General features: G+C 53.9%; 31 protein-coding genes. 20 read left to right on the top strand and 11 right to left on the bottom strand.

Annotated features, from left to right (window positions below; all coding sequences use genetic code 11):
- Positions 1–291 precede the first annotated feature (291 nt).
- A complete protein-coding gene (locus tag ACR8BF_RS07775) occupies positions 292–648 on the top strand; it encodes a hypothetical protein (protein ID WP_434745830.1) in 357 nt (118 codons plus the stop codon).
- Positions 649–809: 161 nt separating this feature from the next.
- On the opposite strand, the gene ACR8BF_RS07770 is transcribed toward ACR8BF_RS07775, so the two are convergent.
- Positions 810–1,151 carry a hypothetical protein gene (locus tag ACR8BF_RS07770; protein ID WP_434745829.1) on the bottom strand — a complete coding sequence of 114 codons (342 nt, stop codon included), beginning with the start codon at positions 1,149–1,151 and terminating at the stop codon, positions 810–812.
- A 213-nt stretch (positions 1,152–1,364) separates the two neighbouring features.
- The gene (gene fliE, locus ACR8BF_RS07765) at positions 1,365–1,676 is read right to left on the bottom strand and encodes a flagellar hook-basal body complex protein FliE (RefSeq protein WP_090960026.1); all 312 of its coding nucleotides are present in this window, start codon (positions 1,674–1,676) and stop codon (positions 1,365–1,367) included.
- Between the two features lie 231 nt (positions 1,677–1,907).
- Between fliE and fliF the strand changes: the two genes are divergently transcribed.
- The 15 genes from fliF (at position 1,908) to ACR8BF_RS07690 (ending at position 15,798) form a co-directional block, all read left to right on the top strand.
- Positions 1,908–3,632, top strand: coding sequence for a flagellar basal-body MS-ring/collar protein FliF (fliF, locus tag ACR8BF_RS07760; RefSeq protein WP_434745828.1), 1,725 nt, complete (start codon positions 1,908–1,910; stop codon positions 3,630–3,632).
- A complete protein-coding gene (fliG, locus tag ACR8BF_RS07755; RefSeq protein WP_179895452.1) occupies positions 3,629–4,621 on the top strand; it encodes a flagellar motor switch protein FliG in 993 nt (330 codons plus the stop codon). The genes fliF and fliG overlap by 4 nt, the downstream gene beginning before the upstream one ends.
- Positions 4,614–5,309, top strand: coding sequence for a flagellar assembly protein FliH (gene fliH, locus ACR8BF_RS07750; RefSeq protein ID WP_179895451.1), 696 nt, complete (start codon positions 4,614–4,616; stop codon positions 5,307–5,309). The genes fliG and fliH overlap by 8 nt, the downstream gene beginning before the upstream one ends.
- Entirely contained in the window at positions 5,309–6,670 is a 1,362-nt protein-coding gene (fliI, locus tag ACR8BF_RS07745; RefSeq protein ID WP_136198748.1) for a flagellar protein export ATPase FliI, read from the top strand. The genes fliH and fliI overlap by 1 nt, the downstream gene beginning before the upstream one ends.
- 28 nt (positions 6,671–6,698) lie before the next feature.
- Entirely contained in the window at positions 6,699–7,142 is a 444-nt protein-coding gene (fliJ, locus tag ACR8BF_RS07740; protein WP_003854478.1) for a flagellar export protein FliJ, read from the top strand.
- Positions 7,139–8,440: a flagellar hook-length control protein FliK gene (locus ACR8BF_RS07735; protein WP_434745827.1), complete on the top strand. Its 1,302-nt coding sequence runs from the start codon at positions 7,139–7,141 to the stop codon at positions 8,438–8,440. Before fliJ ends, ACR8BF_RS07735 begins: the two co-directional genes overlap by 4 nt.
- Positions 8,441–8,567: 127 nt before the next feature.
- Entirely contained in the window at positions 8,568–9,053 is a 486-nt protein-coding gene (fliL, locus tag ACR8BF_RS07730) for a flagellar basal body-associated protein FliL (protein ID WP_090960008.1), read from the top strand.
- Between the two features lie 4 nt (positions 9,054–9,057).
- Positions 9,058–10,065, top strand: coding sequence for a flagellar motor switch protein FliM (fliM, locus tag ACR8BF_RS07725; RefSeq protein ID WP_003854473.1), 1,008 nt, complete (start codon positions 9,058–9,060; stop codon positions 10,063–10,065).
- Entirely contained in the window at positions 10,058–10,465 is a 408-nt protein-coding gene (gene fliN, locus ACR8BF_RS07720) for a flagellar motor switch protein FliN (RefSeq protein ID WP_179895449.1), read from the top strand. Before fliM ends, fliN begins: the two co-directional genes overlap by 8 nt.
- Before the next feature lie 10 nt (positions 10,466–10,475).
- Positions 10,476–10,874 (top strand): flagellar biosynthetic protein FliO, encoded by a 399-nt coding sequence (gene fliO, locus ACR8BF_RS07715; RefSeq protein WP_090960002.1) that lies wholly within the window; start codon positions 10,476–10,478, stop codon positions 10,872–10,874.
- The gene (fliP, locus tag ACR8BF_RS07710; RefSeq protein ID WP_010247675.1) at positions 10,874–11,605 is read left to right on the top strand and encodes a flagellar type III secretion system pore protein FliP; all 732 of its coding nucleotides are present in this window, start codon (positions 10,874–10,876) and stop codon (positions 11,603–11,605) included. Before fliO ends, fliP begins: the two co-directional genes overlap by 1 nt.
- Before the next feature lie 26 nt (positions 11,606–11,631).
- A complete protein-coding gene (fliQ, locus tag ACR8BF_RS07705; protein WP_003854466.1) occupies positions 11,632–11,901 on the top strand; it encodes a flagellar biosynthesis protein FliQ in 270 nt (89 codons plus the stop codon).
- A complete protein-coding gene (gene fliR / locus ACR8BF_RS07700) occupies positions 11,901–12,686 on the top strand; it encodes a flagellar biosynthetic protein FliR (RefSeq protein ID WP_179895448.1) in 786 nt (261 codons plus the stop codon). The genes fliQ and fliR overlap by 1 nt, the downstream gene beginning before the upstream one ends.
- Before the next feature lie 628 nt (positions 12,687–13,314).
- The gene (gene rcsA, locus ACR8BF_RS07695) at positions 13,315–13,950 is read left to right on the top strand and encodes a transcriptional regulator RcsA (protein ID WP_179895447.1); all 636 of its coding nucleotides are present in this window, start codon (positions 13,315–13,317) and stop codon (positions 13,948–13,950) included.
- Positions 13,951–14,091: 141 nt separating this feature from the next.
- A complete protein-coding gene (locus ACR8BF_RS07690) occupies positions 14,092–15,798 on the top strand; it encodes a methyl-accepting chemotaxis protein (protein WP_434745826.1) in 1,707 nt (568 codons plus the stop codon).
- 107 nt (positions 15,799–15,905) lie between these two features.
- On the opposite strand, the gene dsrB is transcribed toward ACR8BF_RS07690, so the two are convergent.
- Positions 15,906–16,100 carry a protein DsrB gene (gene dsrB, locus ACR8BF_RS07685; protein ID WP_313700272.1) on the bottom strand — a complete coding sequence of 65 codons (195 nt, stop codon included), beginning with the start codon at positions 16,098–16,100 and terminating at the stop codon, positions 15,906–15,908.
- A gap of 62 nt (positions 16,101–16,162) precedes the next feature.
- On the bottom strand, positions 16,163–16,321 hold the full coding sequence (locus ACR8BF_RS07680) for a YqaE/Pmp3 family membrane protein (protein WP_003854456.1): 159 nt from the start codon (positions 16,319–16,321) through the stop codon (positions 16,163–16,165).
- A 317-nt stretch (positions 16,322–16,638) separates the two neighbouring features.
- On the opposite strand from ACR8BF_RS07680, the gene ACR8BF_RS07675 reads away from it, so the two are divergent.
- From ACR8BF_RS07675 to ACR8BF_RS07665, 3 genes are all read left to right on the top strand, one after another.
- On the top strand, positions 16,639–16,857 hold the full coding sequence (locus ACR8BF_RS07675; RefSeq protein ID WP_434745825.1) for a DUF2525 domain-containing protein: 219 nt from the start codon (positions 16,639–16,641) through the stop codon (positions 16,855–16,857).
- Positions 16,858–17,224: 367 nt separating this feature from the next.
- Positions 17,225–18,016, top strand: a complete 792-nt coding sequence (locus ACR8BF_RS07670) for a mannosyl-3-phosphoglycerate phosphatase-related protein (RefSeq protein ID WP_434745824.1) — start codon at positions 17,225–17,227, stop codon at positions 18,014–18,016.
- A 30-nt stretch (positions 18,017–18,046) separates the two neighbouring features.
- Positions 18,047–19,267 (top strand): glycosyl transferase, encoded by a 1,221-nt coding sequence (locus ACR8BF_RS07665; protein ID WP_090959981.1) that lies wholly within the window; start codon positions 18,047–18,049, stop codon positions 19,265–19,267.
- Positions 19,268–19,352: 85 nt separating this feature from the next.
- Here ACR8BF_RS07665 and ACR8BF_RS07660 read toward each other — a convergent pair whose 3' ends face one another.
- From ACR8BF_RS07660 to ACR8BF_RS07640, 5 genes are all read right to left on the bottom strand, one after another.
- Positions 19,353–19,529 carry a YodC family protein gene (locus ACR8BF_RS07660; protein ID WP_179895442.1) on the bottom strand — a complete coding sequence of 59 codons (177 nt, stop codon included), beginning with the start codon at positions 19,527–19,529 and terminating at the stop codon, positions 19,353–19,355.
- 184 nt (positions 19,530–19,713) lie between these two features.
- The gene (locus ACR8BF_RS07655; protein WP_314984254.1) at positions 19,714–19,845 is read right to left on the bottom strand and encodes a hypothetical protein; all 132 of its coding nucleotides are present in this window, start codon (positions 19,843–19,845) and stop codon (positions 19,714–19,716) included.
- 33 nt (positions 19,846–19,878) lie between these two features.
- Positions 19,879–20,790 (bottom strand): DUF808 domain-containing protein, encoded by a 912-nt coding sequence (locus ACR8BF_RS07650; RefSeq protein WP_179895441.1) that lies wholly within the window; start codon positions 20,788–20,790, stop codon positions 19,879–19,881.
- Between the two features lie 10 nt (positions 20,791–20,800).
- Complete coding sequence (locus ACR8BF_RS07645; RefSeq protein ID WP_090959971.1) at positions 20,801–21,076, bottom strand: hypothetical protein; 276 nt, start codon at positions 21,074–21,076, stop codon at positions 20,801–20,803.
- A gap of 51 nt (positions 21,077–21,127) precedes the next feature.
- On the bottom strand, positions 21,128–21,607 hold the full coding sequence (locus ACR8BF_RS07640; protein WP_313700265.1) for a very short patch repair endonuclease: 480 nt from the start codon (positions 21,605–21,607) through the stop codon (positions 21,128–21,130).
- 190 nt (positions 21,608–21,797) lie between these two features.
- Between ACR8BF_RS07640 and dcm the strand changes: the two genes are divergently transcribed.
- A complete protein-coding gene (gene dcm / locus ACR8BF_RS07635) occupies positions 21,798–23,183 on the top strand; it encodes a DNA (cytosine-5-)-methyltransferase (RefSeq protein ID WP_434745823.1) in 1,386 nt (461 codons plus the stop codon).
- 34 nt (positions 23,184–23,217) lie between these two features.
- On the opposite strand, the gene ACR8BF_RS07630 is transcribed toward dcm, so the two are convergent.
- Positions 23,218–23,499 carry an Arc family DNA-binding protein gene (locus ACR8BF_RS07630; protein WP_179895438.1) on the bottom strand — a complete coding sequence of 94 codons (282 nt, stop codon included), beginning with the start codon at positions 23,497–23,499 and terminating at the stop codon, positions 23,218–23,220.
- A gap of 71 nt (positions 23,500–23,570) precedes the next feature.
- Positions 23,571–24,275 carry a phosphohydrolase gene (locus tag ACR8BF_RS07625; RefSeq protein ID WP_434745822.1) on the bottom strand — a complete coding sequence of 235 codons (705 nt, stop codon included), beginning with the start codon at positions 24,273–24,275 and terminating at the stop codon, positions 23,571–23,573.
- Positions 24,276–24,300 lie beyond the last annotated feature (25 nt).

Below are 24,300 nucleotides of genomic sequence, written 5' to 3'. Positions count from 1 at the left end.
AAGCATAACAGTGGTGAAATGACCTGTTTATGAGCCTGATTCAGGTAAGCCTGATGGATGGAGTCATTTAGTGCATTAAACTTTCCGTGTTTATAGTAAGCAGGCTAACAATATAGCAATAAAAAAAATGATATTGAGGCTCAGGCTTATTCGCTGCTTTATTTATCAGGCCGGATGTTACATTTACTCAGCAACGCTAGCAATATTAAGCGCATTTTTTGATTGAAAAAGAGCGGAGCAGACGAATTCCGGATATTATCATTCGACAAAATAATCATGTTGGTTTAGCCGATGAAGAAGATAATTATTGCCCTGAGCCTGACTCTGCTGGGTGGATGCGTGGATATGGGACGGGTTGGGTTACACCCGGAAACGAAAATCGCTTATTTCGACGGTCATCCTTATCAGGTTGAATCCTGCCTTACCGTAGCGGCACAGGATCGGAGACTCTATCTTGAGCAGGATGATCCGCTGCCTACTGGTGAGAAGCGGTTTAACCTGGTGCAGGATAATGAAACAGTCGCCTGGGTTGAAATGTCAAAGTTCAGTCATCATCAGACCAGCGCGACGTTTTACTATGACCCAAAAGCACCGGAGATAAGCGCCTCCGTTTCAGCCATTATCGCGGCGTGTAAAACATCGCTTTAGTGGCAATGTAAGAATGGCATGGTAAGCCGCTTAAATATTGAGCTCAGTTGTCAGGTCAGCAGGAATAACAGTGCTTGCCTGACAACCTCAATCACTCATCTCAACGAAAATTTTAATCAGGCCCACTTCAGGTTTCTGACACGCGCAGAAGTGTGCATGACCTATTTTGCCGGTTCGCAATCATAGTCACCCCGAATACGGATCTGACTCTGGCTGGTGCGAACGATTTCCGCTCTCAATAATCCTTTGCCATTCCGTGTCGTCTGCTCCATTTCCACCATACCCGGCGCTTTGCTGTTTTTAACCCGCAGTTTGACCGTGGCATTGTCGTAATCACCCTTCTCTTTCGCAAACGTCACCTTCTGCGTTTTTGCCCGCTCCCCGTTCACGGAGAACCAGCCGCTTTTGTCTGCCTTAAGGTAGAACGGCCCGCATTGCGTCGCGGCAAAGGCTGGAACTGTTAAGCTAATGAACGATGCGATAAGGATGAGTTTTTTAATCATGGGGTGGCGTCCTGCTGGTGGGTGATGAGCCGGCTGCGCCGAAGAGTGAGTTCCCTGCTGCACGACTCGTAATAAAAAGCAGTATAGTCAATGACGCCTGCATCATAAGCAGTACAGGGTCATAGACTCAATTAAGGGATCGGCTTTTATGCTGCCATTACACACCCTAATCCGCGACTACGCTGATGGACTTAGATCAGCGTGACTTGCTCACTAAACCTGCATATTCATAATTTCACTGTACGCCGACACCAGCTTGTTCCTGACCTGAATCCCCATCTGCATTGAGATTGAAGATTTCTGCAGATCGACCATCACATCATTCAGGGCGATACCGGGTTTCCCCATCTCAAAATCCTGCGCCTGGGTGCGTGCGGTGGTCTGCGTCTCGCTGATCTTATCCAGCGCAGCTTTCATGGTTGCACCGAAATCGATCTGATTAGGGGATTCACTGCTGCGGTTACTGGCCTGCAGTGAGGTCGCCTGTAGCTGCTGCAGTACGCCATCAATTGCCTGAATGGACATGAACGATACCTTATAAAGAGGGTGATATTTTTGATGTGAGCAAAAGTTAGCACGTTGTCAATGAGACAAAGCCGCTAAATGACATCAAAAACCCTACCTTATCCAGCCATCGAATTTTGGTTATCACTTAATAATGCCTGGCATTGAAGTGGAAATTTTATCTACGCAGGTCAGGGAGTCTGTTTTGCCATCTCAACTTACCCGGTCAATTACGTCAGGCAGGAAACGGTCATGAATGCGAGTACAGCCGCCACAACAGAACAAGAAAAGAAAGGCTTCGGTGACCTGTTTGCTAGCCTGCGCGCAAATCCGCGTATTCCTTTAATCATCGCCGCTGCTGCCGTCATGGCAATTGTGGTCGCGATGGTGCTCTGGGCGAAACAGCCATCGTATAGCGTCCTTTATAACAACCTCACTGATGAGGATGGCGGTGCCATCGTCACGCAGCTGACAGCGATGAACATCCCCTATCGCTTCGCCGAAAACGGCGGCGCATTAATGGTGCCTGAAGCCAACGTGCATGAGCTGCGTCTGCGTCTGGCTCAGCAGGGTCTGCCGAAAGGCGGTTCAGTTGGCTTTGAGCTGCTGGATAAAGAGAAGTTCGGTATCAGCCAGTTCAGCGAGCAGGTTAACTACCAGCGTGCGCTGGAAGGCGAACTGGCCCGCACCATCGAATCGCTCGGCCCGGTCAAAAGCGCCCGCGTTCATCTGGCGATGCCAAAACCGACCTTATTTGTTCGTGAGCAGAAAGCGCCATCCGCCTCTGTCACCTTAACGCTGCAGCCTGGCCGTGCGCTGGATGAAGGCCAGATTCAGGCCATCGCTCACATGGTTTCAAGCAGCGTCGCCGGTTTACCACCGGGCAACGTGACGGTCGTCGATCAGACCGGTCGTCTGCTCACCCGCTCTGATTCTGCCGGTCGCGATCTGAATGATGCGCAGCTGAAGTACTCTTCTGAAGTTGAAGCGCGTTACCAGCAACGTATCGAAGCAATCCTGAATCCGATTCTTGGCCAGGGCAATGTGCATGCGCAGGTTACCGCGCAGATTAACTTCGACACCAGCGAGCAGACTGACGAGAAATATCAGCCTAACGCGAACCCGTCGAACTCAGCGATTCGTTCGCGTCAGACCAGCACCAGCGATCAGTCAGGCAGCCCTTATCCGGGCGGCGTACCGGGCGCACTGTCTAACCAGCCTGCGCCAGCCAACACCGCGGCGGTGACGACGCCTAACAACAATGCAGCCAACGGTCAGGCCGCGAATGGTCAGAACAACGCAGCGAACAACGCTAACCAGACCACCAGCACTGCACCGGCCAGCTCAGGACCCACTAACTCGCGTCGTGATGACACGGTGAACTACGAGCTGGATCGCAGCATCCGTCATACCAAGGTCAATGTCGGCGACGTACAGCGTCTGTCGGTGGCGGTGGTGGTGAACTTCCGTGCAGATGATAAAGGCAAAGCCGTTGCGCTGAACGAACAGCAGCTGAAGCAGATTGAGGACCTGACCCGCGAAGCGATGGGCTACTCCCAGACGCGTGGCGACAGCATCAACGTGGTGAACTCGCAGTTCAATACGACTGAGCCAGTGACCGCAGACCTGCCCTTCTGGCAACAGCAGTCCTTCTTTGATCAGCTGATGAACGCCGGTAAGTGGCTGTTGATTGCCCTGGTAGCCTTCATCCTCTACCGCAAACTGGTTCGTCCGCACCTGGTTCGCAAACAGGCCGCAGAGAAAGCCGCTGCTGAAGCCATTGCCGCTCGTGCGACAGAGCAGCCGGAAGAAGAAGCCTTTAATGTGCAGCTCAGCAAAGATGAGCTGGATCAGGAACGTAAGTCTAACAACCGCATGAGCGCAGAAGTGATGAGTCAACGCATCCGCGACATGTCAGAAAACGATCCGCGCGTTGTAGCGCTGGTAATTCGCGAATGGATGAGTAAAGAGCTATGAGTCTGACCGGAACCGAAAAAAGCGCCATCCTCATGATGACCATTGGCGAAGAGCGCGCCGCGGAAGTTTTCAAACACCTGAACCAGCGTGAAGTGCAACATCTGAGCGCCTCGATGGCCAACATGCGTCAGGTGTCCCATAAACAGCTGACCGAAGTACTGCGCGAGTTCGAAGCGGATGCTGAACAGTTCGCGGCGTTGAGTCTGAACTCGAACGAATACCTGCGTTCAGTGCTGACTCGTGCCCTGGGCGAAGAGCGCGCCTCCAGCCTGCTGGAGGACATTCTCGAAACACGCGAAACCACCAGCGGTATGGAAACGCTCAACTTTATGGAACCGCAGGCCGCCGCCGACCTTATTCGCGACGAGCATCCACAGATTATCGCGACCATCCTGGTGCACCTCAAACGTGCCCAGGCGGCCGATATCGTGGCGCTGTTCGACGAACGTCTGCGTCACGATGTGATGCTGCGTATCGCGACCTTCGGGGGTGTGCAGCCAGCCGCGCTGGCCGAACTGACCGAAGTACTGAACGGCCTGCTGGATGGCACCAACCTCAAGCGCGCGAAGATGGGCGGCGTGAGAACGGCAGCCGAGATCATCAACCTGATGAAAACGCAGCAGGAAGAAGCCGTTATCGAAGCGGTACGCGACTTCGATGGCGAACTGGCACAGAAAATTATCGACGAGATGTTCCTGTTCGAAAACCTGGTGGCCGTGGACGACCGCAGCATCCAGCGTCTGTTGCAGGAAGTGGAGTCCGAGCAGCTGCTGGTCGCACTGAAAGGTGCCGAACAGCCATTGCGCGAGAAGTTCCTCAAAAACATGTCAGCCCGTGCGGCCGACATCCTGCGCGACGATCTGGCCAACCGCGGTCCGGTGCGTATGTCCGCAGTGGAAAACGAACAGAAAGCGATCCTGCTGGTGGTACGCCGCCTGGCCGAATCTGGCGAGATGGTGATTGGTGGTGGCGAGGAAACTTATGTCTGATGCATTTTCTGCGCGCCCCTGGCAGCTGTGGCAGCCCACTGATTTAGGCCGTTTCGACGAGCCTGCTGAACCGGAGCTGCAACCCGAAATTTACGAACCTCAGGAGGGCGTTGATGAGCAGCAACAGCAGCTCGAACGCCTGCAGCAGCAGATGCGCAAAGAGGCACAGAGCCAGGGTTACAACGAAGGCTATCAGCAGGGTGTAACCGAAGGTCAGAAAGCAGGTTATGACGCCGGTTTTCAGCAGGGTCTGGCTGATGCCCAGCAGCAGCAGGCGCCCCTTCAGGCGCGGATGCAGCAGCTGGTAACGGAATTCCAGAACACGCTGGAATCGCTGGACAGCGTCATCGCTGCCCGTCTGATGCAGCTGGCGCTGGAAGCGGCTCGCTCGGTCATTGGCCAGGCGACCACAGTAGATGGCACCGCCCTGCTGCGCCAGATTCAGGGTTTACTGCAGCAGGAACCGATGTTCAGCGGCAAACCGCAACTGCGTGTTCACCCGGATGATTTACAGCGCATTGAGCAGACCCTGGGGCCAACGCTGGATCTGCACGGCTGGCGCCTGATCGCTGACAGCACCCTCCATCCTGGCGGCTGCAAACTCAGCGCAGAAGATGGCGACCTGGATGCCAGCGTCGCGACGCGCTGGCAGGAACTCTGCCGTCTTGCTGCACCTGGAGAAATTTAATGACCACCCGTCTGAATCGCTGGCTTGGCTCGCTCGACGCCTTTGAGAAACGTATCGCCCAGGTGCAGCCGGTGCGCCGCTATGGCCGCCTGACCCGCGCCACCGGCCTGGTGCTGGAAGCGACCGGCTTACAGCTGCCGCTGGGTGCGACCTGCGTGATCGAACGCAACGATGGCAAAACCATCAGCGAAATCGAAAGCGAAGTGGTGGGATTCAATGGTCAGAAGCTGCTGATGATGCCACTGGAAGAAGTGGACGGCATCTTACCGGGTGCGCGGGTCTATGCGCGCCAGAATGGTGAGAACCCGCAGGCGGGTAAACAGATGATGCTGGGCCCGGAACTGCTGGGCCGCGTACTCGATGGCAGCGGCCGACCGCTGGATGGTCTGCCGTCACCGGATACCGGCTATCGCGCACCGCTGAACACCCCGCCGTTTAACCCGCTGCAGCGTACGCCGATTACCGACGTGCTGGATACCGGCGTGCGGGCGATCAACGCCCTGCTGACGGTGGGTCGCGGGCAGCGTATGGGCTTGTTCGCCGGTTCCGGCGTGGGTAAAAGTGTTTTGCTGGGCATGATGGCGCGTTACACCAAAGCCGACGTGATTGTGGTCGGTCTGATTGGCGAACGTGGCCGTGAAGTAAAAGATTTTATCGAGAACATTCTCGGTGCTGAAGGCCGCGCCCGTTCGGTGGTCATCGCCGCGCCGGCTGACGTGTCGCCGCTGCTGCGTATGCAGGGTGCGGCTTACGCCACCCGTATTGCAGAAGATTTTCGCGACCGCGGCAAGCATGTGTTGCTGATTATGGATTCCCTGACCCGCTACGCCATGGCGCAGCGTGAGATCGCCCTGGCCATCGGTGAACCGCCAGCAACCAAAGGCTATCCGCCTTCCGTGTTCGCCAAACTGCCTGCGCTGGTTGAGCGTGCCGGTAACGGCATCGACGGCGGCGGCTCGATTACCGCCTTTTATACCGTACTGACCGAAGGCGATGATCAGCAGGACCCGATTGCGGACTCCGCGCGCGCCATTCTCGACGGCCACATTGTGCTGTCGCGTCGTCTGGGCGAAGCCGGCCACTATCCGGCCATTGATATTGAAGCCTCGATCAGCCGTGCGATGACCTCGCTGATCGATGAGAACCATTATGCGCAGGTGCGCCAGTTCAAGCAGTTGCTCTCCAGCTTCCAGCGTAACCGCGATCTGGTCAGCGTCGGGGCCTATGCAGCCGGCAGCGATCCGATGCTCGATAAAGCGATCACGCTCTATCCACAGATGGAAGCCTTCCTGCAACAGGGCATCTTTGAGCGCAGCGATTACGACGACGCCAGCCTGCATCTGCATGCGCTGTTTGGCTAGTCACACGAATTAACACGAGGTAACGGCAATGAAAACTGCAAATGCCATTGATACGCTGCGCGACTTAGCGGAGCAGGATCTCGAACGTGCCGCCATCTATTTAGGCGATATGCGTCGCGGCCAGCACGCCGCTAACGAGCAGCTGACGATGCTGCTCGATTATCAGGACGAGTATCGCAATAAGCTCAACGATGATATGTCATCCGGTATCGCCAGCACCCGCTGGACGAACTACCACCAGTTTATTCAGACGCTGGAAAAAGCGATTGAGCAGCACCGCAACCAGCTTAATAACTGGAATCAGCGGCTGGAGCAGGCACTGATTAACTGGCGCGACAAACAGCAACGGCTCAACGCCTATCAGACTCTGATTACGCGGGCAGCGGAAAATGCATTACGACAGGAAAACCGTCTCGATCAGAAACGGATGGATGAATTTGCCCAACGGGCCGCATCGAGGAGAGGCGAATGATTACGCTGCCAAACATTGCCATGAAAGCGTCGGTTAAAACTAACGCGGAACCATCAGTCTCAACCGACCTTGCTGTGGGTGAAAATGCCCTGCCTGAGGACTTTCTGACTGCGCTGGGAAACCAGCTGATCGGCCTGGCAAAACAGCATGGGAAAGTGGCACAAACCGCTGACCCTAAAGCAGAAACTGTCGATGATGCCCGCCCTAAGGCGCCCCTTAATGCGCTGATGGCGGCGCTTGATAATCCAGCTGCGCTGACCGCCCTGTTTAAACCTGAAAATATTAAAGCTGGGTCAAAATCAGCCGATGATAAAGACAAGCCGGACGTGGCACCCTTAAGCGCCACCGACATGCAGAATGTGCAGGCGTTGTTCGCCATGTTACCCGGTGCAGTGATGCCGACAGCGCCGCCTTCGACCCCGGTCAGCAGTGAGGCGGGCGAGCTGATTGCCCAGACTGACACCGGCCGGAAAAGTCAGACTTCGCTGACACAACTGCTGACCAGCGCACAGCCAGGCCACGCAGAAGGTGATGATGAGAAGGCTGAAGTCAGAAGCGATGCACAGAGCAAACCTGCCGTCACCACTGCCGCCAGCGACAGCAAACCTGGCGTCACGGCTGCCGCCAGCCAGAGCAACACTGCCGCGCAGAGTGCAACCAGCAATGGCCTGACGCTTGATAGCAGTTTCCAGCAGGCACTGAGCAACATGGTTAAGCAGGATGATCAGGGTGCGATTAAAGCCAGTACCAGCGACAGCACGATCAACGCGATGCCCGTCGCCACCGCCAGCAGCCTGCCTGCTCCGGTGACCGCCTCCGCGACCATCAGCACCCCGTCAACGCCGACGCTGAACTCACAGCTGGGCAGCGACGAGTGGCAGCAGGCGCTGAGTCAGCAGATTGTGATGTTCAGTCGCAACGGCCAGCAGAACGCGGAGTTGCGTTTACATCCGGCAGACCTTGGCGCTATCCAGATCAGCCTGAAACTGGATAACGATCAGGCACAAATTAATCTGGTTTCCGGCCATAGCCACGTCAGAGCGGCACTGGAAGCCGCGATACCGCAGCTGCGCAGCGCGCTGGCAGAAAGCGGTATCAACCTGGGCGAGAGTCAGGTGAGCAGTGACAGTTCCGCGCAGGGCCAGCAATTCCAGCAGCAACAGGAGGCGCGCCGCGATGGACAGCATGGCCGCTTCTCCCTCACCCAGGACAGTGACACCGACATTACGCCGATCGCCGTTCCCGCTGCCCTTCAGGCTCGCGTTAGCGGCAATAGCGCCGTCGATACTTTCGCCTGACAGCGGCAAACGCTGAAGGTAAGCGTAAAACCCGCGTCTTATCTACCCATTGGTTTGACTTAAGACGCGGATAATCTGTCTCGTGAGCCGAGAGGCTTGCCTATAATTCACAGGAAGTAACTGCACCATGTCTGATAACGCGAAAGCAAAAGGCAGCAAACGTAAACTCTTAATACCAGTGTTGCTCATTTTGACGCTGGCCGCTTGCAGCGTGGCAGGCTATGCAGTCTGGCGAATGATGAATAAACATGAGGGCGATAAGCCTGAGGTGGCGAAAGTTGAACCGCCTCCCGCTCCGGTCTTTTTTGCACTTGATACATTTACGGTTAACCTGGTCAATCCCGATAACGATCCTGACCGCGTGCTCTACGTAGGCTTTACCCTGCGTCTGGCCGATGAGGATACCCGACGTCGGATGAATGACTATCTGCCTGAGGTGCGCAGCCGTTTGCTGCTGCTGCTCTCGCGTCAGAGTGCTGCGGCGCTGGCGACAGAGCAAGGAAAGCAGGCGCTTGTTGAACAAATCAAACAGGCGCTGACACCCCCGCTGGTAAAAGGTCAACCTCCGCAGGCTGTAAACGACGTGCTGTTTACTGCCTTCATTTTGAGGTGAATCAATGGGCGATAGCATTCTCTCCCAGGCTGAAATTGACGCCCTTTTAAACGGCGACAGCGGCAGCGCGGAAGAAGAAAAGAAACAAAACGGACCGGAAGGCGATATACGTCCTTACGATCCGAATACCCAGCGCCGTGTGGTTCGCGAGCGTTTGCAGGCGCTGGAGATTATTAATGAGCGTTTTGCCCGTAGTTTCCGTATGGCGCTGTTTAACCTGCTGCGCCGTAGCCCGGATATCAGCGTCGGGGCGATCAAGATTCAGCCGTATCATGAGTTTGCCCGCAATCTGCCGGTGCCAACCAACCTGAATCTAATCCACCTGAAGCCGCTGCGCGGCACCGCGCTGGTGGTGTTTTCACCGAGCCTGGTGTTTATCGCTGTCGACAACCTGTTTGGTGGTGACGGACGTTTTCCGACTAAAGTCGAAGGCCGTGAGTTCACCCATACCGAGCAGCGCGTGATTCGCCGCATGCTGAAGCTGGCGCTGGATGGTTACAGCGATGCATGGAAGGCCATTTATCCTCTGGACGTCGAGTATGTACGTTCAGAGATGCAGGTTAAGTTCACCAACATCACCACTTCACCGAACGACATCGTGGTTAACACGCCGTTCCAGGTGGAGATTGGTAACCTGGTGGGTGAGTTTAATATCTGCATCCCGTTTTCAATGATTGAACCGCTGCGCGAGCTGCTGGTGAACCCACCGCTCGAAAACTCCCGTCAGGAAGATAACCACTGGCGCGACAACCTGGTCAAACAGGTGCAGCACTCTGAGCTGGAACTGATTGCTCACTTTGCCGAAACCTCACTGCGTCTGTCACGGATTTTGCAGCTGAAACCCGGTGATGTGCTGCCGATTGAGAAGCCGGAACGTATTATCGCGCATGTCGATAGTGTCCCGGTATTAACCAGCCAATATGGCACGATGAATGGTCAGTACGCACTTCGTGTTGAACACCTGATTAACCCGATTTTGAATTCGCTGAACGAGGAACAGCCCCATGACTGACAGTAATAAACCGTCTGACGATGTCTCTGCGGACGATCTGTGGGCTGAAGCGATGAATGAGCAGGTCGGCAGCAGCAGTGCGCCGCAGACCGAAGACGTCTTCAAATCATTCGACAGCGGCAATGTCGCTGGATCGCTGCAGGATATCGATCTGATTATGGATATCCCGGTAAAACTTACCGTGGAACTGGGTCGCACCAAAATGACCATCAAAGAGCTGCTGCGTCTCGCGCAGGGTTCCGTGGTGTCACTGGATGGCCTGGCGGGTGAACCGCTGGATATACTGATCAACGGCTACCTGATTGCGCAGGGTGAAGTCGTGGTTGTGAACGACAAATATGGCGTTCGCATCACTGACATCATCACCCCTTCTGAACGTATGCGTCGTCTGAGTCGCTAAGAGTCACATTATGAATAGCCAGAATCAAACACTGCAACCGGCTGCACCGCACGCTCAGGCGATCTCGACCGGCTCTATGCTGGCTCAGGTCAGCAGCGTGTTAGCCGTGATTATCTTATTGATTCTGGCCTGCGCCTGGCTGGCGCGCCGTGTCGGCTTCGCGCCGAAAAAGGTCAGCAGCCAGGAGCTTAAACTCACCGCCAGCGTCTCTGTAGGCCAGCGTGAGCGGGTGGTGATTATCGATACCCCCGATGCCCGTCTGGTGCTGGGCGTCACCGCACAGCAGATTACCCATCTGCATACGCTGCCGCCGGGTGAACCGGTCTCTGTGACGCCAGTAAACAGTGCGCCACAGGATTTTCGTCAGCTGTTACAGAATCTGGTTAAACGTCCCGGAAAACCACAATGATGCGTCGACTGCTTCCTTTATTGCCACTGCTGTTACTGGCACCGGTTGCCCATGCCCAGCTGCCGGGCCTGGTGAGTCACTCACTGCCGAATGGCGGTCAGAGCTGGTCACTGCCGGTACAGACGCTGGTCTTTATCACTGCGCTGACTTTTATTCCGGCCGTGCTGCTGATGATGACCAGTTTCACCCGTATCATCATTGTGTTTGGTCTGTTGCGTAACGCCCTGGGCACGCCATCAGCGCCGCCTAACCAGGTGCTGCTCGGACTGTCATTGTTTCTGACCTTCTTTATTATGGCGCCGACCTTCGACAAAATTTATCAGGACGCCTACCTGCCGTTCAGTCAGGACAAGATCAGCATGGAGGTGGCGATTGATAAGGGTGCTCAGCCGCTGCGCGAGTTTATGCTGCGCCAGACCCGCGAAGCGGATTTAGCCTTGTTTGCACGTCTGGCGAATACCGCCCCGATTGCGGGTCCTGAAGCGGTGCCAATGCGTATTCTGCTGCCTGCTTATGTAACCAGCGAGCTGAAGACCGCGTTCCAGATTGGCTTTACCGTGTTTATCCCGTTCCTGATTATTGACCTGGTCGTTGCCAGCGTGCTGATGGCACTGGGGATGATGATGGTCCCGCCAGCGTCTATCGCGCTGCCGTTTAAACTGATGCTGTTTGTTCTGGTCGATGGCTGGCAACTGCTGGTCGGTTCACTGGCACAAAGCTTCTACTCCTGATCCCCCTTTTCTTACCGGAGCAACACATGACACCCGAATCAGTAATGGTAATGGGACAGGAAGCGATGCGCGTCGCCCTGATGCTGGCCGCCCCGCTGCTGCTGGCAGCCCTGGTCAGCGGTCTGCTGATCAGCCTTATCCAGGCTGCGACCCAGGTCAACGAACAGACCTTATCCTTTATTCCTAAGATCCTGGCGGTAGCGACTACCGGTATCATTGCCGGCCCGTGGATGCTGAATCTGCTGCTGGACTATATCCGTACCGTCTTTACCAACCTGCCTTACATCATCGGCTGATGATTACTCTCGATAGCAGCCAGCTGGTTCAATGGGTCAGTCAGTTCTTCTGGCCTCTGGTGCGCATCATGGCGTTGTTCGCCACCGCACCGATCCTCAATGAACGATCTATCAGCAAGCGTGTCAAAATCGGTCTGGCGGTGATGATCACCTGGCTGGTAATGCCGCTGTTACCGGCTGTTAACGTCACCCTGTTCTCACCGCCCGGCTTTTTGCTGCTGATTCAGCAGATGCTGATTGGTATTGCGCTCGGCTTCACTATGCAGTTCGCTTTTGCTGCTGTGCGCCTTGCCGGTGAAGTGATTGGGTTGCAGATGGGCATCTCGTTTGCCACCTTTTTCGATCCAGGAAGCCGTCTTAACATGCCGGTACTGGCCCGTTTTCTCGACATGCTGGCGATGCTGCTGTTCCTGACCTTTAACGGACACTTGTGGCTGATTTCGTTGCTGGTGGACAGTTTTCATACACTGCCGATTGGCGGTGAGCCGATAAATGCCAATGCGTTTATGGCGCTGGTGAAGTCAGGCGGATTAATTTTCCTTAATGGCATGATGTTAGCACTGCCGTTAATCGTTTTGTTACTCATGGTAAATCTGGTACTGGGTTTGTTAAACCGTGTTTCACCACAGTTATCAATCTTCGCAATTGGCTTCCCGATTACCTTATCAGTCGGAATTTTAACCATCAGCTTGCTGATGCCCCTGCTAGCCCCGTTCTGTGAGCGTTTGTTCGGTGAAATATTTGATTTACTCGCCCTGTTTCTGACCGAACTATCCCGTCCCTGAACATTAAGTTTCTAACTATCTTCGTACATAGACACTTAAGTATCGCAAAACCATCCATGCATTTTCAGAACCATGTTTTCCAGAATGCAACTAAGGAAATTCTGATAAATGTGCAGAGAGTCTGAAAATAATTCTTATTAAACCTGGCTTCGCGTATTTTAGTGGGGTGGTTCACAGAAGCTGTCAGACTGTGAATGTGCAGGCAAAATCGGCAATGCATTGTATTTACAGGAAAAAAATCTTTAAGTAATTTTTCTTGTTAAAAAATGTTTTTTCCGGCATTGTCACCGCACGCTGAGACATCACACTTTCGTAAAACAAATGTTTTTGAGAATTGTCCTATCAGAAAACATCCTGTTTTCAGGGATAGTGACACAGCTCTCAAAAAAATGAGCTTTACTGAATCTCCGGCACTTCACTGGCATTCCCCGCCATTGCCGGAGGATATGTGACGTTATGGCAGCACAAATTTTTTGCAGAACGGGTCAGGGATGAAGACTTTTACGGGCGTTTGTCCGTTACCACACTGCACGAGCAGAATAAAAAAGTATCTAAGAAATCTCTCTCGTACCGCAACGCGTATTCATCGTTGATTTAAACGGATAACAAATTGGTGAGGGTCGCTATTATGCCAACTATTATTATGGATTCCTGCAACTACACACGCCTGGGATTATCAGACTATATGTCTTTAAAAGGAGTTAAGAAGAAAAATATCTCTTCTGTCTCCGATATTGAGCAACTACAGCAAAAATGTGAGCAATTAAACCCTGGTGTCGTCTTTATTAATGAAGATTGTTTCATTCATGAGTCAGATTCCAGTGAACGTATCCGCACTATTATTACGCAGCATCCCGATACACTGTTTTTTATATTCATGGCGATTAGCAATATCCATTTTGAGGAATATCTCTACGTTCGTAAGAACCTGATTATTACGTCAAAATCGATGAAGACATCGACCCTGGACTCTTTACTTGGTACCTATTTGCAGAAGAAGCTTAACCAGTCTGCACGTATCTCTTCGGGCATGGATGTTCATCCATTAACACTGAGCCAGACTGAGTCAAACATGCTGAAAATGTGGATGTCAGGTCATGATACCATCCAGATCTCAGATAAAATGCAAATTAAGGCCAAAACGGTATCGTCACACAAAGGTAATATTAAACGCAAAATTAAAACACATAATAAGCAGGTTATTTATCATGTGGTGCGTTTAACCGATAATGTGACCTCGGGTATTTACGTTAATATTCGCTGATCGTAAAACCTGAAGAACCGGCCATTATGGCCGGTTTTTTTTTGCGCTGAATTGCGATCTATGTCTCATTCTTACCGCTAAGCTTTTACGCTCTTTTGCCGATGTTATGCCCTATAACAACAGCCTCAAGAGAGCAAGGATATGAACACTGCATTAGATAATGATGGACATAAGAGCGCTGGCATCTGGCAGAATCTCCGCCTGGTACCACTGTTTAGCCTGATCTTCGGCGGCATTTTGCTGCTGTTCGCACTCTGTATTGGTGTCGCCAGTTACTTTCTGATTTTAGGTAATCATTCTCTCAGTGATGCCACGGACGAAATTCAGGTTCGCATGGGCCTCTCTAACAGTTCAAACCACCTGCGCACTGCGCGTCTGACGATCATTCAGGCCGGTGCCGCCGCACGTATTGGTGACATGGATGAGTTTCGCGCCAACGTGGCTGCGGCTGAAAAACGTATTCAGCAGGCAAAAGATGGCTTCGCTGTCTATCAGGCACGTGAAGTGAAGACCCCTGCTGACACTGACCTGGATGCCACGCTGCAGGCACGCTTTAACGATTACATTAATAAAGGCCTGATACCGATGATCGACGCCGGTAAACAGGGCAGCTTTGAGGGCATCATCGCGCAGGAAACGGACGTAACCCGCAAGCTGGATGAAGACTATAATGCGGTGTTACTGAAGGCCATCAGGATCCGTACTGACCGCGCCAATGCCATTACCGTCGAAGCCGATCACCAGTCCCGTATCGGCTTTATCGCCATGGCCGTGGCGTTCAGTGCCGCTCTGGTGCTGGTGCTGCTGACCTTTGTCTTCCTGCGCCGGGTGGTCATTAATCCGCTGCGTCAGTCGGTGATGCGTATCGAACGTATTGCACAGGGCGATCTGACCTCCGCTCCCCTGCCCTTTGGTCGCAGTGAGATTGGTACACTGATCCATAATCTGCAACTGATGCAGCAGTCGCTTGTAACCACAGTCGGAACGGTGCGCGAAGGCGCTGTGGCGATTTATCAGGGCTCCAGTGAGATTTCCGCCGGTAACACCGATCTCTCTTCCCGTACCGAGCAGCAGGCGGCAGCGCTGGAGCAGACGGCAGCCAGCATGGAACAGCTGACTGCAACAGTGAAACAGAACGCCGAGAATGCCCATCACGCCAGCCAGCTGGCTGCGGATGCTTCCGGCAAAGCACGCAGCGGTGGCGATCTGGTCAATAGCGTGGTGAAAACCATGACCAACATCTCCGGCAGCTCGAAGAAGATTGCTGAAATCACCAACGTCATTAATAGCATTGCATTCCAGACCAACATCCTGGCCTTGAACGCAGCGGTAGAAGCGGCGCGTGCCGGTGAACAGGGTCGAGGTTTTGCGGTGGTGGCCAGCGAAGTACGCAGTCTGGCCCAGCGCAGTGCGCAGGCGGCTAAAGAGATTGAATCCCTGATTGCTGAGTCGGTCACGCTGATCAAGGATGGATCGCATCAGGTTGGTGAAGCGGGCAGCACCATGGGCGAGATTGTAGAAGCGGTTCGTCGCGTTACCGATATTATGTCGGAAATTGCAGCCGCCTCGGACGAGCAGAGCCGCGGTATTCAGCAGGTGAGCCAGGCCGTCACTGAGATGGATAATGTTACTCAGCAGAACGCCTCACTGGTGGAAGAAGCTTCCGCAGCAGCGGCCTCGCTGGAAGATCAGGCGGGCAAACTAACGCAGGCGGTAGCAGCATTCCGCCTGCAGGATTTACCCGCCACCGCAGGCGTGGCGCCTCGTGCCTCTTCCCCGTTAAAAACACCGGCTCTGGCACCCCGCCCAGCGCTGGCCTCTGGCACGGATAACTGGGAAACCTTCTAAGGGTATACCGGGTGATATTCATCGACTGACATCAGTCGAGGAATCACCCAGAGCAAAAAGCCGCCTTTCCGGCAGTCGGAAAGGCGGCTTTTTCATGCGTGTCAGACTCAGGCGTCCTGGCAGGGCTCCACGAAGATGCCATCCGGCTGGTGTGTCTCATTAAAAAACCAGATGCCTAGCGGATAATCCTCCAGCGCCACCAGAAACATGGTGCCTTCATTAAACGGCTCCATTGCCAGAATGGTGCCAATGCGACGCGGGCCGCCATCGGTTTTGACGCTGACGCGGTCATTTACCTTCATTTCGGTTCTCCTGATTATTCACTGAGTACAGTCTAAACGAAGAACCGTGCCAATGCAGCGCGTTAGCGGCGGGCAATAACCCAGACGGCGTGAATAATACCAGGGATATACCCACAGATCGTCAGCAGGATGTTCAGCCAGAAGGCACCGCCAAAACCGACCTGCATAAACACGCCCAGCGGTGGCAGCAAAATCGCAATAATAATTCTTAAAATGTCCATAACCATTCCTTTAGGTATTGATAAAAATCAGCTTTATTTTTAACTATAGCTGAATCTGCTCTGTTGAGGATTAAAGTCAGGTAAATCTGAGTAAGGAGGGACTTTTGCAATGTCTTAACATTTCACTGCAAGACTTCTTACGCGTCTGCCCTTTAAACTTCTCTCTACTGCACCACCCCATAGGTGCAGCCACAACCTGAAAGTAACAAGGATTTTGCCCGCGCAGCGCGGGCTTTTTTTGCCTGCGATCTGCCCGCCCCCGCCTTTCGGTATCGCGTTCTATACTGAATATTCTGTTTGCTCTCAGGAGTAAGAAAATGACAGACGAAAAACAGTACAGCGAGGGTCAGCCGTCGGATTTGCAGGTTGATGTCGAGAGTTTACTGGCGGCGATTCAGGCCAGAACGTCAGGAGAAATACGAGAGTACATGGATCAGGGTCAGACGCCACGGCTGGAAGTTGAAGGACACATTTACTCTTCCTATACCGAACTGGCGGAGGCGTTTGAAATTGACATTTCTAACTATCGCGCCTGATAAATCAGCCGATGAAATCGATTTCAAAAAAATACCCGGCGGGATGGCCGGGTAAAAAATTCAATTCGTTACACCAGGGAATTCTTAACACCCTTGCAGATTACGCGATCCCGATTTCGAAACAAGCATCAGATATGCACGTTTCTGCAACCTGCCAGGTAATTTTAGCGCTACTGTAATCAAAATATCGCACCAGTCAGTGACTTAGCCCCGCACACTTCATGCATTCCCTTTTTTCAGTCCTCTGTTTTTAAGAATTATCCTGGATTTCGCGACAGCGTGGCAGGAAAAAAAGTGTGAGCCATATTCAACTATAATATTGAAAATCCGCTGCTTTAGCCGCGAACGTGATGAAAGGAGCCTGTCAATGCCCGATCTCCACCAGCCGTTAATGATTATTACCGATCTGGATGGTTCATTACTTGACCATCATACCTATCGCTGGGATGCGGCCACCGAGTGGCTCACCACACTGAAGCAACACGACGTTCCGCTGGTGATCTGTTCCAGCAAAACGGCAGCTGAGATTATTCCGCTGCAAAAAAGGCTCGGCATCAGTGGTTCACCCTTCATTGCTGAAAACGGGGCCGTGGTGCAGACGCTCGATCAGCGGCAAATCCGCCTGCCCGACAACACGCTGACCTATGACACCCTCTGCCAGCGTCTTGCTACTTTGAAAACCGACTACCGTTTTACCGGCTTCCATGACTTCTCTGATCCGGAAGTGGCCTCAATGACTGGTCTGAGCGAGGCGGAATCGGCGCTGTCCCGTCAGCGCGACGCGTCAGAAGTGATTGTCTGGCGCGACAGTGATGAAGCCTTTGACCGGTTCCATGACGCGCTGCGCGCAGAAGGTCTGGCACTGACGCAGGGCGGTCGTTTCTGGCATGTGATGCCGGCGGGCAGTGGCAAAGGCGAAGCGCTGCGCTGGCTACTGGACCACTCGCCCGGTGAGGCGCGCACGACCATCGGTCTGGGTGACGGACCCAACGATGCCCCAATGCTGGATGCGGTTGATTTTGCCGTGGTCATCAGGGGCTACAGTAAAACACCGGTCACACTCAGCCGGACCGACCAGCAGCAGGTTTATCACACCGCCCATCATGGCCCTGAAGGCTGGCGTGAAGGGCTGGACTATTTTTTGACTCAACCTCAATAAGCTGCCCACGGGCATTAAAAGGATGATGCGATGAGTGACTTTTATCAGAATGGCGTAATCACCAACTTCCACAACCTTACCCACCGTAGCGTGGAGTCGCTGGAAAAAGAGATGGTTCGCTTTGCCCGCAAACGCAAAATGGGGCTGATCCTGCCATCGCTTTTTTCCGAACTTGAAGGCCCGGCGCTGACAAAGATCGTCGATGAGCTGGCGAAAGTGCCCTATCTGGATGAGATCGTCATCGGACTGGATCGGGCCGACCGCGACCAGTTCCTGTTTGCCCGCGAGTTCTTTTCCCGCCTGCCGCAACGCCATCGCATTCTGTGGAACGATGGCCCGCGTCTGAAGGCGATTGATGCAGAGCTGGATAAAGAAGGTCTGTCGCCCACTAATCCTGGCAAAGGCCGTAATGTCTGGTTCTGTACCGGCTATACGCTGGCGTCGGACCGCACCAGCTGTGTCGCGCTGCATGACTGCGATATCGTGACCTACGAGCGCGGCATGCTCGCCCGTCTGCTCTACCCGCTGGCCAACCCGTCATTTCAGTATGAGTTCTGTAAGGGCTTCTATGCGCGCGTCGCGGATGGCAAGCTTAATGGCCGCGTAGGTCGTCTGCTGGTCGGGCCGCTGCTGCGCTCGCTGCAGAAAGTTTATGGTCACTCAGAGTACCTGGATTACCTGTCGAGTTTCCGCTATCCGCTTTCCGGGGAGTTCGCCATGCGGACGCATGTGCTGAACGGCATCAAAATTCCTGGCGACTGGGGTCTGGAGATTGGCGTGCTGTCGGAGATTTACCGTAACTACACCACCCGTCAGTCATGTCAGGTTGAGATCGCCGACAATTACGATCACAAACACCAGCCTCTGGCGGAAGATGATGGCACCGGCGGCCTGAAGCGCATGAGCAGCGATATCGTCCAGTCACTGCTGCGTAAGCTCGCCACCATGGGTGTGCCACTGACCAGCGACTCGTTCCGTGTTCTGAAAGCCACCTATTATCGTAATGCGCTGGATATGATGGAGACCTATAACCATGAGGCGGCGATGAACGGGCTGAAGTTTGATCAGCACGTAGAAGAGGCAGCGGTAGAAATGTTTACCCAGTCGATTCTTGAAGCGGGACAGGCCTTTATTGAGCGTCCTAACGACAAGCCGTTTATACCGAGCTGGAGTCGCGTGCAGTCCGCTTTCCCGGACGTATTGCAGCGCATCTATCAGGCCGTGGAAGAGGATAACGACGGTAACGTTTGAAACAGGGCGGCACAGGGAGCGTGCCGGGCCTTCAATAAGCAGAAAGCGGGCCTGACGGGTCGCAGGACCCCCAGGCCTGATCTTATCAGCTCGCCAGTTGCTCAGCATTCAGTGCGCTCAGCTCATCGCTGCGAAACGCTTCGCTGCGCACGGCATAGCCGTCATACCAGCGGCACTCCACCATGCCACTCGCGAAGCCGGTCACGACCATCGTCTGACCCTGTTCCTTGTGCTGCACTTCTTCACTGATTGCGAAAACCATGTTGCGCTCCTTAAATGGATGTTACTAACCTGAGTGATTATTATCTTTATAGCAGGCAAAGCCGACACCTGCCTGTTAAGGCAAGCAAAAACGGGCAAATTCGGAATTAATCAGCTGTATATGCGGAGAATAAAAAAAGCGGATAAGAAAACTTATCCGCTTTGATGAAGCATTGACGCTGACGTCAGATTTTACAGCCTTCACAATCGGCTTCGTCGCCAAAATCATCCGGCACTTCGCTGGCTTTTTTCTCTGCTTTCGCTTCAGCCTGCTCAAGCTGTGCGTCGATATCAAATTCAAACATGTCGTCGTTCATCGTCATTCTCCTGACCGTAAATCACAGTGCGCTTTATACCGATTTTCCGCGCACTCTGGCAATAAGGTTGACCACTAACAGCACGATCGACCCAATGATAAAACCGAGCACCAGGTTGGCGCCGTTGCTCAGCAGCATCGCGATCCAGCCGCTGAAGCCGCCGCTGACTTCCTCGATAAGATGATGCAGCGGCGCAATGCCATGAACCACGATACCGCCGCCGACCAGGAACATCGCGATGGTGCCGACGACCGAAAGAATCTTCATCAGCCAGGGTGCGGCAGCCAGCAGCACGCTACCAATGCCCTGCGCGATGCGTGACGTTTTTTCACGCAGCCAGAAGCCGAGGTCATCAATTTTTACAATGGCCGCCACAATGCCGTAAACGCCGATGGTGACCAGAATCGCGATGCCCGCCAGAATAATCACCTGGTTGAGCAGCGGCGCCTCCGACACGATGCCTAAGGTAATCGCGACAATTTCTGCTGACAGAATAAAATCGGTGCGCACTGCGCCTTTGATCTTCTTCTTCTCAAACTCAGCCGCATTCTGGTTCGCCAGCGAATCGAGTCGCTGCTTACGCGCTTCCGGTGATTTGCTCTGTTTGTCCTGCTGCAGCGTGTGCATCACCTTCTCAACGCCTTCGTAGCAGAGATAGGCACCGCCGATCATCAGCAGTGGCGTAATCAGCCAGGGGGCAAACGCGGAGATAATCAGCGCCAGTGGCACCAGAATCAGTTTGTTGAGAAACGATCCCTTGGCCACGCCCCATACGACCGGCAGTTCACGGTTGGCTTTTACGCCGGTGACCTGCTGTGCATTCAGCGACAAATCGTCGCCCAGTACGCCAGCGGTCTTTTTCGCCGCCACTTTTCCCATGACGGAAATATCGTCCAGAAGTGTTGCAATATCATCAAGTAAAGTCAGTAAACTGGTGCCTGCCAAAATCTTATCCTTAGTCTGGTTCGTTATGTTGACAACATGGGCAGCGCTCAATTTCCGTCACAGTCATCTCGGCGATGCCCTCACAATCCCACTCTACCCGCACCGTCTCGCCTGCTGCTCCTTCAGCGTGCAAATATTTGCTGACCGGGCTTTCGGTCATGCCAGTGATCTCCTCCGTGGCGATAAGCCTGTCGCCGCAGTAGACCCGCGCGGTCGCTTTGGTATTCACCATTCGCTCGTCACGAATCTGGTAAAGGCGTTTTACCGTCAGTTTTATGCTGCTCATTAAGGCTCCTGGCCACGGAGAAAGCGCAGATCTAACCAATTATGTCCCTGATTAGCAATCGGCGTTGTAATGATGGATGCCCTGATGGTCGACCTCGGCACTCTCCGACATCGCCATCAGCCACTCCTCCAGCCGCTCCAGCAGGTCCTGATCTCCCAGGCGCAGTTTGCCGCGAAGCGCGCACTCCCAGATGATCAGCACTTTCCAGCCGGCTTCCTGCAGCTGGCGCACATAGCGCCGGTCGCGTTCAACATTACTGTTGATTTTGCCGGTCCAGAACTCTGTGCGTGTCGCCGGCATTTTAAACAGATAGCAGTGATGACGATGCCAGAAGCAGCCATGAACAAAGATGATCGCCTGTTGTTCTGTCAGAACGAAATCGGGCCGTCCCGGCAGATTTTTATCCTGTACGCGAAAGCTAAACCCCCGGTCTTTCAGCAACAGCGCAATACGTTGCTCAATGGCCGTATCCTGAGCGCGAATGGCACGCATATTTTTGCTGCGTGTTTCGCTGGAGTGAACATCAGCCATAACCTCTCCTTTTTTGCTGGTTCAGTAACTTTAGTCTGCGCCACGAAAAGCGAAAGCTGTCGCCAGACGACTTCGGAACAAGCGCCGCAAAAACAGAACTTTCCGGGGCGCGGGTACAGGGCACATCCCGGCAATTTCCACACAGCGTCTGGAGTGATAGCATAGGCACCTTACTGTTAAGGAAAAACGCATGCATCCCGCCGCCCTCGCTGAACCACTCTCTGCTGCACTTTCATCTGCTGATGCGTCTGAACTTTTTCAGCAGGTGCTGGCAATCTATTCGGTTCGTGATCTCACGACCCGCCTGCAGCAGGCGGGATTTTCCTGCTGGACGCCGGCCCTGCTGAACCGGATTCGGCAGGGTAAAAGCGCCCTGCCACCGCTGTGTGAGGCGGAGCTGTCGCTGTTACAGGGTCTGCTGCCGACCCGACCGGCCCATTATGATCATCCTGAGTTTCGTTTTATCGATCTCTTTGCCGGGATTGGTGGTATTCGCAAAGGATTCGAAGCGATTGGCGGCAAGTGCGTCTTTACCAGTGAATGGAATAAAGAAGCCGTGCGCACTTACAAAGCCAACCACTACAGCGATCCACTGGAGCATCACTTCAATACCGACATCCGTCAGGTGACCCAGCCGGAAGGTCTGACTGACGATGACGAGATATACCGCGCGATTGATGCCGCGATTCCCGATCATCAGGTGTTACTGGCCGGTTTTCCCTGCCAGCCCTTTTCGCTGGCGGGCGTCAGCAAGAAAAATGCGCTGGGCCGCGCGCACGGTTTTGAGTGTCAGGTACAGGGCACGCTGTTTTTTGATGTCGCCCGCATTCTGGCTGCCAAGAAGCCGCCCTTCTTTGTGCTGGAGAATGTGAAAAACCTCAAGAGCCACGATAAAGGCCGCACCTTTGCCATTATCATGGAGACGCTGGATGAGCTGGGCTATGACGTGGCGGATGCCGGAGCCAGCAGCCCGGATGCCAAAGTGATCGATGCGCGTCACTTTCTGCCGCAGCATCGCGAACGCATTGTGCTGGTGGGTATTCGCCGTGACCTGAAAAAGCAGGATTTCACCCTGCGCGATATCCGTCGTTTCTATCCGGCGCAGGTGCCCAGCCTGCAAAGCCTGCTGGAAAGCGCGCCTGACGACAAATATACTCTGTCGCCAGTGCTGTGGCGCTACCTCTATCAGTATGCAAAAAAACATAAAGCGAAAGGCAATGGGTTTGGCTTTGGCCTCAACGATCCGCGCAATCCTGACTGCTGCGTGCGTACGCTGTCGGCGCGTTACTATAAAGATGGCTCAGAGATTCTGATCGATCGCGGCTGGGATAGCGCATTGGGTGAAGCGGCGTTTCAGGATGCGGATAATATGGCGCGGCGGCCACGCCGTCTCTCCCCACGCGAGTGCGCGCGCCTGATGGGCTTTGATGTGCCAGGCCGTGAGCCGTTCCGCATTCCGGTCTCGGATACCCAGGCGTATAAACAGTTTGGTAACTCGGTGGTCGTGCCGGTATTTGCTGCGGTCGCACAGCTGCTGCTGCCCCATATTCGCCAGCTGAAGTCGTCAATGCTCTGAAATGAAAAAACCCGTCCTGAGACGGGTTTTTGTTTTATTTCTTCTTCTTGGTCTGCTTCTTCAGCAGCAGGCGGATCTGCTTCAACTCAGAGGCGCTTAATCCATCGGTCTTCGCATCCGTGGCACCGGCTCCCTCCGTCCCCTCTTCAGTGATGTCCTGATTATCAATTGCCGGATGGGGATGCGTTTCCAGGCTCGCCTGCAAACGCTGAACGATTTCCTGGCTCATTGAAATCTGGTTTTCCAGCGCCAGCTGCTTAATCGTTTCTTTAAGCTCGGGATCAATTTTAATCGTTAAATTAACAGTTTCGGTCATCGGGCAGCTCCTTTTTGTTATCGCTACACGCTACCGGATGACCGTTTCGATTAACATACTGTCATAAAAATTTAATATTCGGTTTGCAAAGGGGTGAAGTCCCGCAGCACGCCTTCATCCATTCCCACCAGATTGCCCTGAAGCTCGGCATAAAGCTTTGCCATATAGCGTACCAGGAAGTCGGCGTTATGCTCAGCCAGCAGGCGACCGGTTTCGGTGTGCATGGTTTCTGGCAGCCGGAGCAGCTTCTTCTGAAAATGGTCCAGAGTCCACTTAACATCGTTCAACTCGCGATTTTTACCCAGTGGGTCCTGACTATCGAACAAGGGGCGATTCAGTGCACCAGCGGTGTAGAAGACACGCGCCAGCCCGATTGCGCCCAGCGACTCCAGCCGGTCAGCATCCTGCACAATTTTGGCTTCCAGCGTTTGCGGCGGTATCCCGGCGCTGAAACTGTGGGTTTTAACGGCATGCATCACCGCATCAATCTTATCAGCAGGGAAATCGAGGAAATCCTGCTGCAGAATGCGCTGGGTTTCCGCTGCGGCATAGGTCGAGGCGAGATGGCGTTCCGGATGGTTCTTCGGCAGATTCACCACATCGTGAAAATAGCAGGCGGTCAGCACCACCAGCGGATCAGCGGGCGTACCGGACATGACGCGCTGTGCGCTCATCCAGACGCGCCGTAAATGGGCGATATCGTGCGCGCCGTCGTCGTGGATCCAGTTCGCCTGAAACCAGCTTTCATAGCGAGATTGCCAGAGTGTGAGTGACATAAACTTTCTCCCTGTAGTGATCGAC

The sequence above is a fragment of the Candidatus Pantoea rara genome (genome assembly GCF_051136265.1).
In the GTDB taxonomy this organism is placed as follows: domain Bacteria; phylum Pseudomonadota; class Gammaproteobacteria; order Enterobacterales; family Enterobacteriaceae; genus Pantoea; species Pantoea rara.
This window is presented reverse-complemented; position numbering and strand designations above follow the sequence as displayed.

Coding starts and splice junctions, on each gene's coding strand:
- ACR8BF_RS07775 (WP_434745830.1), top strand. CDS start 292: ATGAAGAAGATAATTATTGCCCTGAGCCTGACTCTGCTGGGTGGATGC.
- ACR8BF_RS07770 (WP_434745829.1), bottom strand. CDS start 1,151: ATGATTAAAAAACTCATCCTTATCGCATCGTTCATTAGCTTAACAGTT.
- fliE (WP_090960026.1), bottom strand. CDS start 1,676: ATGTCCATTCAGGCAATTGATGGCGTACTGCAGCAGCTACAGGCGACC.
- fliF (WP_434745828.1), top strand. CDS start 1,908: ATGAATGCGAGTACAGCCGCCACAACAGAACAAGAAAAGAAAGGCTTC.
- fliG (WP_179895452.1), top strand. CDS start 3,629: ATGAGTCTGACCGGAACCGAAAAAAGCGCCATCCTCATGATGACCATT.
- fliH (WP_179895451.1), top strand. CDS start 4,614: ATGTCTGATGCATTTTCTGCGCGCCCCTGGCAGCTGTGGCAGCCCACT.
- fliI (WP_136198748.1), top strand. CDS start 5,309: ATGACCACCCGTCTGAATCGCTGGCTTGGCTCGCTCGACGCCTTTGAG.
- fliJ (WP_003854478.1), top strand. CDS start 6,699: ATGAAAACTGCAAATGCCATTGATACGCTGCGCGACTTAGCGGAGCAG.
- ACR8BF_RS07735 (WP_434745827.1), top strand. CDS start 7,139: ATGATTACGCTGCCAAACATTGCCATGAAAGCGTCGGTTAAAACTAAC.
- fliL (WP_090960008.1), top strand. CDS start 8,568: ATGTCTGATAACGCGAAAGCAAAAGGCAGCAAACGTAAACTCTTAATA.
- fliM (WP_003854473.1), top strand. CDS start 9,058: ATGGGCGATAGCATTCTCTCCCAGGCTGAAATTGACGCCCTTTTAAAC.
- fliN (WP_179895449.1), top strand. CDS start 10,058: ATGACTGACAGTAATAAACCGTCTGACGATGTCTCTGCGGACGATCTG.
- fliO (WP_090960002.1), top strand. CDS start 10,476: ATGAATAGCCAGAATCAAACACTGCAACCGGCTGCACCGCACGCTCAG.
- fliP (WP_010247675.1), top strand. CDS start 10,874: ATGCGTCGACTGCTTCCTTTATTGCCACTGCTGTTACTGGCACCGGTT.
- fliQ (WP_003854466.1), top strand. CDS start 11,632: ATGACACCCGAATCAGTAATGGTAATGGGACAGGAAGCGATGCGCGTC.
- fliR (WP_179895448.1), top strand. CDS start 11,901: ATGATTACTCTCGATAGCAGCCAGCTGGTTCAATGGGTCAGTCAGTTC.
- rcsA (WP_179895447.1), top strand. CDS start 13,315: ATGCCAACTATTATTATGGATTCCTGCAACTACACACGCCTGGGATTA.
- ACR8BF_RS07690 (WP_434745826.1), top strand. CDS start 14,092: ATGAACACTGCATTAGATAATGATGGACATAAGAGCGCTGGCATCTGG.
- dsrB (WP_313700272.1), bottom strand. CDS start 16,100: ATGAAGGTAAATGACCGCGTCAGCGTCAAAACCGATGGCGGCCCGCGT.
- ACR8BF_RS07680 (WP_003854456.1), bottom strand. CDS start 16,321: ATGGACATTTTAAGAATTATTATTGCGATTTTGCTGCCACCGCTGGGC.
- ACR8BF_RS07675 (WP_434745825.1), top strand. CDS start 16,639: ATGACAGACGAAAAACAGTACAGCGAGGGTCAGCCGTCGGATTTGCAG.
- ACR8BF_RS07670 (WP_434745824.1), top strand. CDS start 17,225: ATGCCCGATCTCCACCAGCCGTTAATGATTATTACCGATCTGGATGGT.
- ACR8BF_RS07665 (WP_090959981.1), top strand. CDS start 18,047: ATGAGTGACTTTTATCAGAATGGCGTAATCACCAACTTCCACAACCTT.
- ACR8BF_RS07660 (WP_179895442.1), bottom strand. CDS start 19,529: ATGGTTTTCGCAATCAGTGAAGAAGTGCAGCACAAGGAACAGGGTCAG.
- ACR8BF_RS07655 (WP_314984254.1), bottom strand. CDS start 19,845: ATGAACGACGACATGTTTGAATTTGATATCGACGCACAGCTTGAGCAG.
- ACR8BF_RS07645 (WP_090959971.1), bottom strand. CDS start 21,076: ATGAGCAGCATAAAACTGACGGTAAAACGCCTTTACCAGATTCGTGAC.
- ACR8BF_RS07640 (WP_313700265.1), bottom strand. CDS start 21,607: ATGGCTGATGTTCACTCCAGCGAAACACGCAGCAAAAATATGCGTGCC.
- dcm (WP_434745823.1), top strand. CDS start 21,798: ATGCATCCCGCCGCCCTCGCTGAACCACTCTCTGCTGCACTTTCATCT.
- ACR8BF_RS07630 (WP_179895438.1), bottom strand. CDS start 23,499: ATGACCGAAACTGTTAATTTAACGATTAAAATTGATCCCGAGCTTAAA.
- ACR8BF_RS07625 (WP_434745822.1), bottom strand. CDS start 24,275: ATGTCACTCACACTCTGGCAATCTCGCTATGAAAGCTGGTTTCAGGCG.